The organism is Bradyrhizobium sp., assembly GCF_049691595.1.
Taxonomy (GTDB): Bacteria; Pseudomonadota; Alphaproteobacteria; order Rhizobiales; family Xanthobacteraceae; genus Bradyrhizobium.
This window is the reverse complement of the sequence record NZ_JBAVNZ010000098.1, coordinates 1-9,606: the sequence shown is the minus strand read 5'-3', so window position 1 is coordinate 9,606 and position 9,606 is coordinate 1. Positions and strand designations below refer to the sequence as shown.

Annotated in this window: 13 protein-coding genes and 1 pseudogene; 10 read left to right on the top strand and 4 right to left on the bottom strand. The window is 63.2% G+C overall.

What is annotated here, in order from left to right; all coding sequences use genetic code 11:
• The first annotated feature begins 302 nt into the window (after window positions 1-302).
• Together WCE35_RS04595 and WCE35_RS04590 are read left to right on the top strand one after the other, a co-directional pair.
• Window positions 303-545, top strand: a complete 243-nt coding sequence (locus WCE35_RS04595; RefSeq protein ID WP_424592158.1) for a type II toxin-antitoxin system Phd/YefM family antitoxin — start codon at window positions 303-305, stop codon at window positions 543-545.
• A gap of 6 nt (window positions 546-551) precedes the next feature.
• Window positions 552-989, top strand: a complete 438-nt coding sequence (locus WCE35_RS04590) for a type II toxin-antitoxin system VapC family toxin (RefSeq protein WP_424592157.1) — start codon at window positions 552-554, stop codon at window positions 987-989.
• 141 nt (window positions 990-1,130) lie between these two features.
• Here the strand turns inward: WCE35_RS04590 and WCE35_RS04585 are convergent, their stop codons facing one another.
• A complete protein-coding gene (locus WCE35_RS04585) occupies window positions 1,131-1,535 on the bottom strand; it encodes a PIN domain-containing protein (RefSeq protein ID WP_424592156.1) in 405 nt (134 codons plus the stop codon).
• Window positions 1,525-1,755, bottom strand: coding sequence for an AbrB/MazE/SpoVT family DNA-binding domain-containing protein (locus WCE35_RS04580; RefSeq protein ID WP_424592155.1), 231 nt, complete (start codon window positions 1,753-1,755; stop codon window positions 1,525-1,527). The genes WCE35_RS04585 and WCE35_RS04580 overlap by 11 nt, the downstream gene beginning before the upstream one ends.
• Window positions 1,756-2,721: 966 nt before the next feature.
• Here WCE35_RS04580 and WCE35_RS04575 point away from each other — a divergent pair.
• The 3 genes from WCE35_RS04575 (at window position 2,722) to WCE35_RS04565 (ending at window position 4,414) form a co-directional block, all read left to right on the top strand.
• Window positions 2,722-3,072 (top strand): Lin0512 family protein, encoded by a 351-nt coding sequence (locus WCE35_RS04575; protein ID WP_424592154.1) that lies wholly within the window; start codon window positions 2,722-2,724, stop codon window positions 3,070-3,072.
• A 127-nt stretch (window positions 3,073-3,199) separates the two neighbouring features.
• Entirely contained in the window at window positions 3,200-3,880 is a 681-nt protein-coding gene (locus WCE35_RS04570) for a GNAT family N-acetyltransferase (protein WP_424592153.1), read from the top strand.
• Between the two features lie 150 nt (window positions 3,881-4,030).
• Window positions 4,031-4,414: a rhodanese-like domain-containing protein gene (locus tag WCE35_RS04565; protein ID WP_424592152.1), complete on the top strand. Its 384-nt coding sequence runs from the start codon at window positions 4,031-4,033 to the stop codon at window positions 4,412-4,414.
• Between the two features lie 8 nt (window positions 4,415-4,422).
• Here WCE35_RS04565 and WCE35_RS04560 read toward each other — a convergent pair whose 3' ends face one another.
• Window positions 4,423-5,301 carry an SDR family oxidoreductase gene (locus tag WCE35_RS04560; RefSeq protein WP_424592151.1) on the bottom strand — a complete coding sequence of 293 codons (879 nt, stop codon included), beginning with the start codon at window positions 5,299-5,301 and terminating at the stop codon, window positions 4,423-4,425.
• 110 nt (window positions 5,302-5,411) lie between these two features.
• Between WCE35_RS04560 and WCE35_RS04555 the strand changes: the two are divergent.
• Together WCE35_RS04555 and WCE35_RS04550 are read left to right on the top strand one after the other, a co-directional pair.
• A pseudogene (locus tag WCE35_RS04555) lies at window positions 5,412-5,489 on the top strand (glutathione S-transferase); the annotation flags it as partial.
• 22 nt (window positions 5,490-5,511) lie between these two features.
• Complete coding sequence (locus WCE35_RS04550) at window positions 5,512-5,886, top strand: ArsC family reductase (protein WP_424592150.1); 375 nt, start codon at window positions 5,512-5,514, stop codon at window positions 5,884-5,886.
• Here the strand turns inward: WCE35_RS04550 and WCE35_RS04545 are convergent.
• Window positions 5,883-6,506, bottom strand: a complete 624-nt coding sequence (locus tag WCE35_RS04545; RefSeq protein ID WP_424592149.1) for a hypothetical protein — start codon at window positions 6,504-6,506, stop codon at window positions 5,883-5,885. The two genes, WCE35_RS04550 and WCE35_RS04545, sit on opposite strands and share 4 nt — an antisense overlap.
• 293 nt (window positions 6,507-6,799) lie before the next feature.
• Between WCE35_RS04545 and WCE35_RS04540 the strand changes: the two genes are divergently transcribed.
• The 3 genes from WCE35_RS04540 to WCE35_RS04530 are packed head-to-tail and all read left to right on the top strand — an operon-like array spanning window position 6,800 to window position 9,548.
• Window positions 6,800-7,555 carry an ABC transporter ATP-binding protein gene (locus WCE35_RS04540; RefSeq protein ID WP_424592148.1) on the top strand — a complete coding sequence of 252 codons (756 nt, stop codon included), beginning with the start codon at window positions 6,800-6,802 and terminating at the stop codon, window positions 7,553-7,555.
• A 7-nt stretch (window positions 7,556-7,562) separates the two neighbouring features.
• Window positions 7,563-8,294 (top strand): ABC transporter ATP-binding protein, encoded by a 732-nt coding sequence (locus WCE35_RS04535; RefSeq protein WP_424592159.1) that lies wholly within the window; start codon window positions 7,563-7,565, stop codon window positions 8,292-8,294.
• A gap of 33 nt (window positions 8,295-8,327) precedes the next feature.
• Entirely contained in the window at window positions 8,328-9,548 is a 1,221-nt protein-coding gene (locus tag WCE35_RS04530) for an ABC transporter substrate-binding protein (RefSeq protein ID WP_424592147.1), read from the top strand.
• The last annotated feature ends 58 nt before the right edge of the window (window positions 9,549-9,606 follow it).

Sequence of the window (9,606 nt, the reverse complement as noted above, 5' to 3'; positions counted from 1 at the left end):
CTCGGCCGGCGGCTGCTCGCGTTCGGCCATGAAATCCTTGCTCGCGCGCGGACCGTTCTGGAACAGATCGTCCCATCGTTTGCCTTGCGGCACGATCACGCGGTTATGCATCGCTCGAGTGTATCCTGCCTGCAAGGGTGGGTGCTCGCGACTCGATCGTTGCTTCCAGCGACCGTGTTCGAACCGCGCCCGTTTCTTCGGTTGATGGCTGCGTCCGCGTCACGGATCACGCCATCGGACCTTGAAATACTCGGTTTCCATCTATATAACCACAGTAGTCGTATTTGAAGGATACCTAAAAGATGCGCGAGATTCAACTCCGTGACGCCAAGGCGCGCCTGTCGGCGGTGGTGGATGAGGCGATGCATGGAAAGCCGGCGGTCATTACCCGCCACGGCAAGCGGCAGGCTGTCGTGGTCAGCTATGAGCAGTGGGAGCGGCTGTCCACCGTTCCGAGCTTTGGCCGATTGCTGATGGCGGCGCCGTTGGCGGCCGGGGATTTGCCCCGCCGCAGCAAATCATCAATGCGGAAATCAGGTCTCTGATCTCAGGTGTACCTCGTCGACACCAACGTCATATCGGCGGTGGCGCCATCCCGGCCGGTATCGCCCGCGCTTGTCGAATGGATGGACAGGCATTCGGCCTCGTTGTTCCTGTCGGCCGTGACGGTGGCCGAGATCGAGGACGGAATCGCAAAATTGCGGCGTGAAGGCGCGAGACGCAAGAGTGCTGATTTGTCAGCATGGCTGGAGACGGTGCTGCACCTCTACGGCGATCGCGTCCTTGCCTTCGATGCGCCCATAGCGCGGATCGCCGGGGCGATATCGGACCGGGCGCGGGGACACGGCCATGCACCGGGACTCGCTGACATCATCATTGCCGCGACAGCGCGGCATCACGGACTGACGATCCTGTCACGCAATCTCCGGCATTTCGAACCATTGGGCGTCGTCGTCATCGACCCCTTCGTGAAACTGCCGCCTTCCTGAACGATGGCGCAGCCTTGGCGGTGAAGAAGTCGACAGTCGCGGACTGTGGATGGAGATAAATCACTGATGCTGAGCGCAGCTTTGCCCGAAAACAGCCCAAATCGGGTATCGCCGGCGCACTTCGCTATTGCGTTCGACGAGCTACGCACCTCGAAACGGATTGACGATCCGCAACCCTTCCTCCAGCGCCATGCCGTGCTGCATGCCCTCCGACCACAGCGTGTCACAGCCGGCGTCAAGGGCGGATGCGGCGATCATCGCGTCATAGGTGGACAGGCCGTACCGCTCCGCGAGCCGGAGGCCTGCTTCGTGGGTCTCGACGGTGAGGGGATAAACCGTCAGCAGGCCGCGCAGCATGTTCAGGAATGCATGCGTGTCGTCCCAGGACATCTGCATCTTGCGGCGCGCGACGTTGGCAAGTTCGTTGAGAACCTGAACGCTGATCGCGCCACCCTTGGCAAGAGTCGCCTCCGCCCGATCGGCCTTCGCCGCATCGCCCGACGCGAGGTAGACGAGGACGTTGGTATCGAAAAAACTAACGGGCATTCGCCTCGTCCCGGTCGAACTTGAAATCGGCGGGGAGGCGGCCGCGGAAGGCGCGAAGACGTTTCAACAGCTCCTCGCGCCGGGGCTTGCGCGCAACGCCGAACTGCCTGATGTCGGCGACATGGATTTCGACCTCGTCGCCTTCCTTGAGTCCGAGCGCTTCGACCACGGCGGCGGGAAGGCGAACCGCGAGACTGTTTCCCCATTTGGCGACCTGCATGACAAGTTCCCCGATGGATATACGTTGAAATAATGTATATCCTCGGATAATTGAGGTCAAGCGATCGTCGGGTAAATTGCCCAGCTATCTCGGCGGCGCATGTTCAGCCGCGAAATGGATTCTCTGATGTGCAATTGCATGGCAGAGTTCGTGCTTCGCACGTCCCGGAATGACAAAAGCAAGCAGGCAAAGTGTGACAAAACAACCCGACGGGCAAATCACCAAAAGTCTGTCCAGTCCTTCGCGCAAAAATATTTCGCTTAACCCGTCGGGCAAATCAGTGGTTTGACTCCGCGCGTCTCACCCAAGAGAGGGGCGGATCGCGATCGTCAGGTACGTTGCGGTGGGATGCGGTGGACGCTGATGTCACGAAGACGAACGTGGCTGGAGCGGACGGCGAAGTCGTGTGGTCCTGGCGCCCGACGCTGGCGCCAAGTTCGTGAGAAGCACGCTTCTTGCGGGCGATGGTGGCAAAAGAGCACGTCTCACCAAGGAGAGCGCGAAGTAAACCGTAAACCACTGCGCAGGGAAGGCCGGATGCTCTCCGCTGAACCTGTATGCTCGTGTGCGTTTTTGCTATGTGCATTTGCACGCGAGACCGCGGGTGCAGCGCGCACCCGGCTTTCCCTGCGCCCTCTGTCTTCGGAGGGACAAAGTTCATGTACAACTCGGGCGAAAAGCGCCGCGGGAACGCGAGAATGTGTCTGCGCGAACATGATGAAACGTCGTCGCCCGGCTTGCCGCCTTCGCTAAAGCTCCGGCGAGCCAACGCAGTAAAGCCTCGGCGAAGCCTTGGCGTAGCCGGGACCGGGCGATCCAGTACGTCGCGGCCTCTCGTCGCCATCGCTGCCGTCTCGGAATACCGGTTCGCCCGCTTTCGCGGGCGATGCCGGTCGTGTTATCGTCGATCGTCCGGCATGACGCCGATCTTCAGAGATGGACACTCACCAACGAAAGCAAGACCCGATGGCACGCGTGCGCTGTATCACCGAAATGGGCATGGGCGTCGATGTTCACGGCTGCGATGCCACCAAGGCCGCCAGGCGCGCGGTCTCGGACGCCATCCGTCACTCCAGCATCGGGTTCTTCCGGATGCTCGGCAAGTCCGCCAGCGACATGTTCGTCGATGTCACGATCGGCGTGCCGGACCCCGGCGCGGTCGACACAGCGGCGGTCGCGACCGAGCTGCCTTACGGAACGGTGACGGTGACCGCGGTCAAAGGCGGACTGGAGGTTCCACCCGTGCGCGGCGGTGATGCCATCCTCATCGCCAATGCCGCCGTGATCGTGAGTCTCGATGACGGCGCGCCCGGCTAGGCACCCCGCGGGGATATCACGGCCATCGGCGCGGGACGATGCGCGCATCCATGTGCGCGAAAATGTCTGTGAAGGAGACGCGAAAAATGCACCGGTCGATCCCCGAAGGCAGGTCGGTTTCCCGGACGTGACCCATCCGCTCGATCATCCGATCTGGAGCGCGCTGACGACGCGACAGCGGACCTTGGCGGAAGGCGGCACGCTGGCGCGTCGGTATCCTCCGGCGGTGGCGCCGTTCGCGGATATGGTGGATAAGTCACCGGCAAGTTTTGCGGCGCTTGCCGCGCTGATGTCGCGATCGGACATTGCCGCGCTGTTCACGCCCGACCCCGTGAACGCGCCCGGCGAATTCAAGATCCTGCTCGCCGAGACCGGCGAGCAGATGATCGGAACGCCCGCGGAAAGCCCAATTCCCGGCGTCGAGCCCGTCGCGCTCGGCGCTGACGATGTTGCGGCCATGATGGAGTTGACCGAACTCACCAAGCCCGGCCCGTTTGGTCCGCGGACGCATGAGCTCGGAACCTTTCTCGGAATCCGGGTCGACGGACGGCTGGTTGCGATGGCCGGCGAGCGCATGAAGCCCGCCAACTACACCGAGATCACGGCGGTCTGCGTCCATCCATCGCACCGCGGTCGCGGTTACGGGCAAGTCCTGCTGGCGGCGATTTCCCGGCAGATTGTGGCGCGGGGCGAGCAGCCCTTCCTGCACGTGTTTTCCAGCAACAGCTCGGCCATCGCGCTCTACCGGCGGCAGGGGATGGAAATTCGCCGTCGCCTTCACGTGACGGTATTGCAGAAGCCGGCGTGATGGCCGCGGCGTCCCCCGATCGGACGATTGATCCGGTCGGCCGGTCGGACGATCATGTGTCTTTAGGTCCGATCCCGGCTATGATCCATCCCCCTTGAGGCCGCCGGCCAACGAGCCGGGTTTCGACCAACAGTAGCAAGCGAGGACAGCATGGTCACGAACGTCAAGCAGATGATGGAAGCCGCCAATGCCGCGGTGCCGCGCATCACGCCCGCCCAGGCCAGGGACATGATCGCCCAGGGCAACGTCCTGGTGGTCGATGTGCGGGATGCGCCGGAGCTGGAAAAGACCGGCAAGGTCGCCGGCGCGGTTCATGTGTCGCGCGGCATGCTGGATTTCCGCGCCGATCCGGACTCGCCCTATCACGACAAGCGTTTCGACAAGACCAGGCCGGTCATCCTCTATTGCGCCTCCGGCGGGCGCTCGGCGCTGGGCGGCAAGTTGCTCAAGGATATGGGCTACCAACAGGTCCATAATCTCGGCGGCATCAACGAATGGATCGACGGCGGCGGGGCGATCGAAAAGGCCGGCTGAGCGCGGCCTCATTCGCCGCCGCCGCCAAAATAATCCGGCTTCCCGGTGGTCCAGGTCTCGCCCCAGAGCTGGCCGCCGCCGTCGACCGTCAGCGTCTCGCCGGTCACAAATCGTCCCGAGGGACCGGCGAGGTAGACGCTCGCCTCCGCGATGTCCCACGGCGAGCCCGCGCGCATCATCGGGTTCGACCGCGGATAGGCCGCGCGCGCCTGCGGCGTATAGACGTTCCAGCCCTCGGTCGCGATCACGCCCGGCGCCACGCAATTCACGCGGATGTTCAGCGGCGCCCATTCGACCGCGACACTGCGTGAAAGCCCGATGATGCCGCAGCGCGCGGCGATGGTATGCGCGATGCCGTAGAGCCCGTGCGTGGTGACCACCACGATGTTGACGATGCTGCCGGGATGCCGGTGGTCGCGCCAGCGTCTTGCGGCGGCCTGCATCATGTACCAGGTGCCGCTCAGATTGGTGTCGATGACCGCGTTCCAGCCCTTTACCGAAAAATCGATCGCGGGTTGCGGATACTGTCCGCCGGCGCTGTTGACGAGGCTGTCGACGCGGCCATGCGCGGCCCAGAGCGCATCGAACAGGGCGCTAACTGCATCCGCGTCCCTGATGTCGGCGACGCAAGCGGACGCTTTCAGCTTGCGGCCCGCCAATTGCGCGACGAGGGCGTCGAGCCTGCTCTGGTTGCGGCCGGTGACGACGACATGCGCGCCCAGCCGCGCGCACAGCCAGGCGATCGCCCGCCCGATGCCGCCGGCGCCGCCCGACACCACCACGACCCTGTCCTTGAGCGCGTCGGCCGCGAACACGGTCGGATGAACCGCCAGCTCCGCGTCGGTGAGGCCGGGCTTTGCCGTTGCCGGTATTGGCTGTTCATCCATGAGCGGCGCTGACCCTTGCCACGTGCGGCAACAACCGTACATTAGCCGCGCAAAAGGAACCAAGCAAAGAACCAGTCGTGATGCCCGATCTGTCCGCTTCCCGCCCGGGCAATGTCGCGGCCTGGCTCGATCGCGGCCTGGCCCGACCTGCCGTACAGCGCGGGCTGGAGATCCCCAGGCGGCCATGAACCAGCGAAGGTAGTCTGCAGGATGACCATCACCATCTACGGCATCAAGAATTGCGACACCATGAAGAAGGCGCGCGCCTGGCTCGACAGCCATGGCGTGGCCTATGATTTTCACGACTACAAGACCGCCGGCATCGCCAGGGAGAAGCTCAAGCAGTGGTCGGACGAACTCGGCTGGGAAAATCTGCTCAACCGCGCCGGTACCACGTTCCGCAAATTGCCCGACACCGACAAGGAAGGCCTGAGCGAGCGCAAGGCGCTGGCGCTGATGCTGGCGCAACCCTCGATGATCAAGCGGCCGGTACTCGACCTCGGCGGCAAATTGCTGGTCGGGTTCAGGCCGGACAGTTACGCCAGCGAAGTGGCGCCGTCGAAGTCGCGCGGGCGGAAAGCCTAGTTTAGCTCGATGACGTCGTCGTCGGCGCCCTGGCTCGCCGAGCGCGGCGCGAAATCGAGATCGATCACGGCGTTGATGATGCTGACGGGCACCGCGCGCGGCTTGATGCCCATCAGATTGTCGATCTTGAAGCCGCCTTCGATGCTGATCGCCTTGTAGGAGCCGACGATCTGCTCGACGCGCTCGCCGCGGCCGAACGGCAACAGCAGCCGTTCATAGTAAACATCCTTGCCGTCGGGATCCTGCACCATCGAGACCGAATAGGTCGGGCGCTTGCGGGCAAGGCAAATGCGGTAGCAAGGCAGCACGCGCGCATAGCGGTCGGGCCCGATCGCGTCATCGAGATAGCGATTGGTTCGCTTGTCGGCGTCGATGTGACCGCTGCCATAAGTGGCCGCCAGTCGCGCGCCTTCCTGCGTGATCAGAAACCGTACGCGCTCGCCGTGGCCTTCGACATCGAACCCCATCATGTCGGCCAGCTCCTCGGCGATACCGTCGGGCCGGAATTCATCGAGCACAGGCAACAGCCGCGGCTTGCGCCGCGCGTGCAGCCACGCGTTCAGGAGAACGCGTTGCTGGATCGACCGGACGACCGATGGGTTGGCGCTTTCGAAATGCAAGGCCGTGGTCCGCTGTCACCGCAGATCGACCAAGCATCGGTCCAAGGCGGAAATATTTGATGAAAGCACTGGATCGCAGCCAAACATCGTTAACGGCCGCCTTCCGGCCCGCGGCACCGGCGCTCGATCCATGCCCAGCTTTCCGCCTTGCTTAACCGCTGCCGATGACGGCATATTCCGCCCCGGAGGCGGCGGTCCGGGACGGTTTCCAGGACATCCGGGAGCAACCCGCCGATCAGGAAGGATTGGCCACGCGCGCGTCTTCGCGGCGATGGCCGATGGGGGAAATTTGTTTGGCCGATGAGTTCATTCTCGAAACCCACGGATTGACCAAGGAATTCGCCGGGTTCTTCGCGGTTCGCGACGTCGCGCTCAAAGTGCGCCGCGGCAGCATTCATGCGTTGATCGGACCGAACGGGGCCGGCAAGACCACGTGCTTCAATCTCCTGACCAAATTCCTGAAGCCCTCGGCGGGGCAGATTCTGTACAAGGGACGGGATATCACCGCGATGGCGCCGGCCGATGTGGCGCGGCTCGGGCTGGTGCGGTCGTTCCAGATTTCGGCGGTGTTTCCGCATCTGACCGCGCTGGAAAACGTCCGCGTGGCGTTGCAGCGCCAGCACGGCAGTTCGTTCGATTTCTGGCGCTCCAAAACCGTGCTCGACCGCTACAACGGCCGCGCCCACGAACTCTTGAATGATGTCGGCTTGAGCGAGTATGCCAATACGCCGGCGGTCGAAATGCCCTATGGGCACAAGCGCGCGCTGGAAATCGCAACCACGCTGGCGCTCGATCCGGAGATGATGCTGCTCGACGAGCCAACGGCCGGCATGGGGCATGAAGACATCGACAAGATCGCAGCCCTGATCAAGCGCATCTCGGCGAAGTACACGATCCTGATGGTGGAACACAATCTCAGCGTGGTCGCCAACCTTTCCGACATCATCACGGTGCTGACGCGCGGCCAGGTGCTGGCCGAGGGCAATTATGCCGATCTGTCCAGGGATGAGCGCGTCAAGGAAGCCTATCTGGGGGCCGGTCATGGCTGATCTGGAAATGGCCGAAATGACAGCGGCGAAACCGGCCGGCGCGCAGATATTGTCGGTTCAGGATCTGCAGGCCTGGTACGGCGAATCCCACATCCTCCACGGCGTCAACTTCAACGTCAATGCCGGCGAGGTGGTCACGCTGCTCGGACGCAACGGCGCCGGCAAGACCACGACGCTGAAGTCGGTGATGGGGATCATCGGCAAACGCACCGGATCGGTCCGCTTCGACGGCCAGGAGATCATCCGCGCCTCGTCGGACAGGATCGCGCGCATGGGCATCGCGTTCTGTCCCGAGGAGCGCGGAATTTTCGCAAGCCTCGACGTGCGCGAAAATCTGCTGCTGCCGCCGATCGTGCGCGGCGGAGGTCTGTCGCTCGATCAGATCTTCGGCCTGTTCCCGAACCTGAAGGAACGGCTCGGCAGCCAGGGCACCAAGCTTTCGGGCGGCGAGCAGCAGATGCTGGCGATCGCCCGGATCCTGCGCACCGGCGCCCGTTTCCTGATGCTGGACGAGCCGACCGAGGGGCTGGCGCCCGTCATCATCCAGCAGATCGGCCATACCATCGCGCGGCTGAAGTCGGAGGGTTTTACCATTCTTCTGGTCGAACAGAACTTCCGCTTCGCTTCCACGGTCGCCGACCGCTACTACATCGTCGAGCACGGCAAGGTGATCGACGGCTTTGCGAATTCGGAACTGCAGGCCAATATGGACAAACTGCACACCTATCTCGGCGTCTGAAGACTTGTTCGATCTGCGCTCAAGGAGAAAAACATGAAAACCAGTATCTCGGCTGTTTGGCTTGGCGCCGCGCTGGCTTGTGCCACGGGCAGCGCCGCGTTCGCACAGGACAAGACGATCAGGATCGGCGTCCTGACGGACAATTCGGGTCTCTACTCCGACCTTGGCGGCGCCGGCTCCACCTTGGCGGCCCAGATGGCGGTCGAGGATTCCGGCCTGACCGGCAAGGGCTGGAAGATCGACATCATTTCCGCCGACCACCAGAACAAGCCCGACATCGCCACCAATATCGCGCGGCAATGGATCGATGTCGAGAAGGTCGACATCTTCATGGACGTCTTGAATTCCGGCGTCGCGCTGGCGGTCAACAATCTGGTCAGAGAGAAGAACGCGGTGATGATCAATACCGGCGCCGCGACGTCGGATCTCACCAACGCCCAATGCTCGCCGAACACGGTTCACTGGGTTTACGATACCTACATGCTCGCCAACAGCACCGGGCAGGCGCTGGTGAAGGCCGGTGGCGACACCTGGTACTTCCTGACCGCCGACTACGCGTTCGGCGCCGCGCTGGAGCGCGACACCACGGCGGTCGTGGTGAAGGCGGGCGGCAAGGTGATCGGCGGCGTCAAGCACCCGCTGAACACGGCGGATTTCTCCTCGTTCCTGCTGCAGGCGCAGGCGTCGAAAGCCAAGATCATTGGAATGGCCAACGCCGGCGGCGACACCACCAACACCATCAAGCAGGCGTCGGAATTTGGCATCGTCGCAGGAGGCCAGAAGCTCGCCGGCCTGCTCCTGTTCATTACCGACGTTCACTCGCTCGGACTGAAGGTGGCACAGGGGCTGAACTTCACCGAAACCTTCTACTGGGATTTGAACGACGGCACCCGCGCCTTTGCCAAGCGCTTTTCCGAGCGCATGAAGAACAGGGCGCAGCCGTCGATGGTGCAGGCCGGGGTCTATTCGGGGCTGATCCACTACTTCAAGGCGCTCGAGGCGATCGGCGGCAATCCGCATGACGGCGCCAAGGTGGTGGCGAAAATGAAGGAACTGCCGACCGACGATGCGCTGTTCGGCAAGGGTTCGATCCGGGCGGACGGGCGCAAGATTCACCCGGCCTATCTGTTCGAGGTCAAGAAGCCGGAAGAATCCAGGGGGCCGTGGGACTATTACAAGCTGATCGGCACCACCCCGGGAGACCAGGCTTTCAGGCCGCTTTCGGAAAGCGCCTGTCCGTTGCTCAAGAAATAACACCGGTCGCCCGCCGGCCTTGTGCCGGCGGGTTTGGCCCCGGCGTCATCCAGGACCG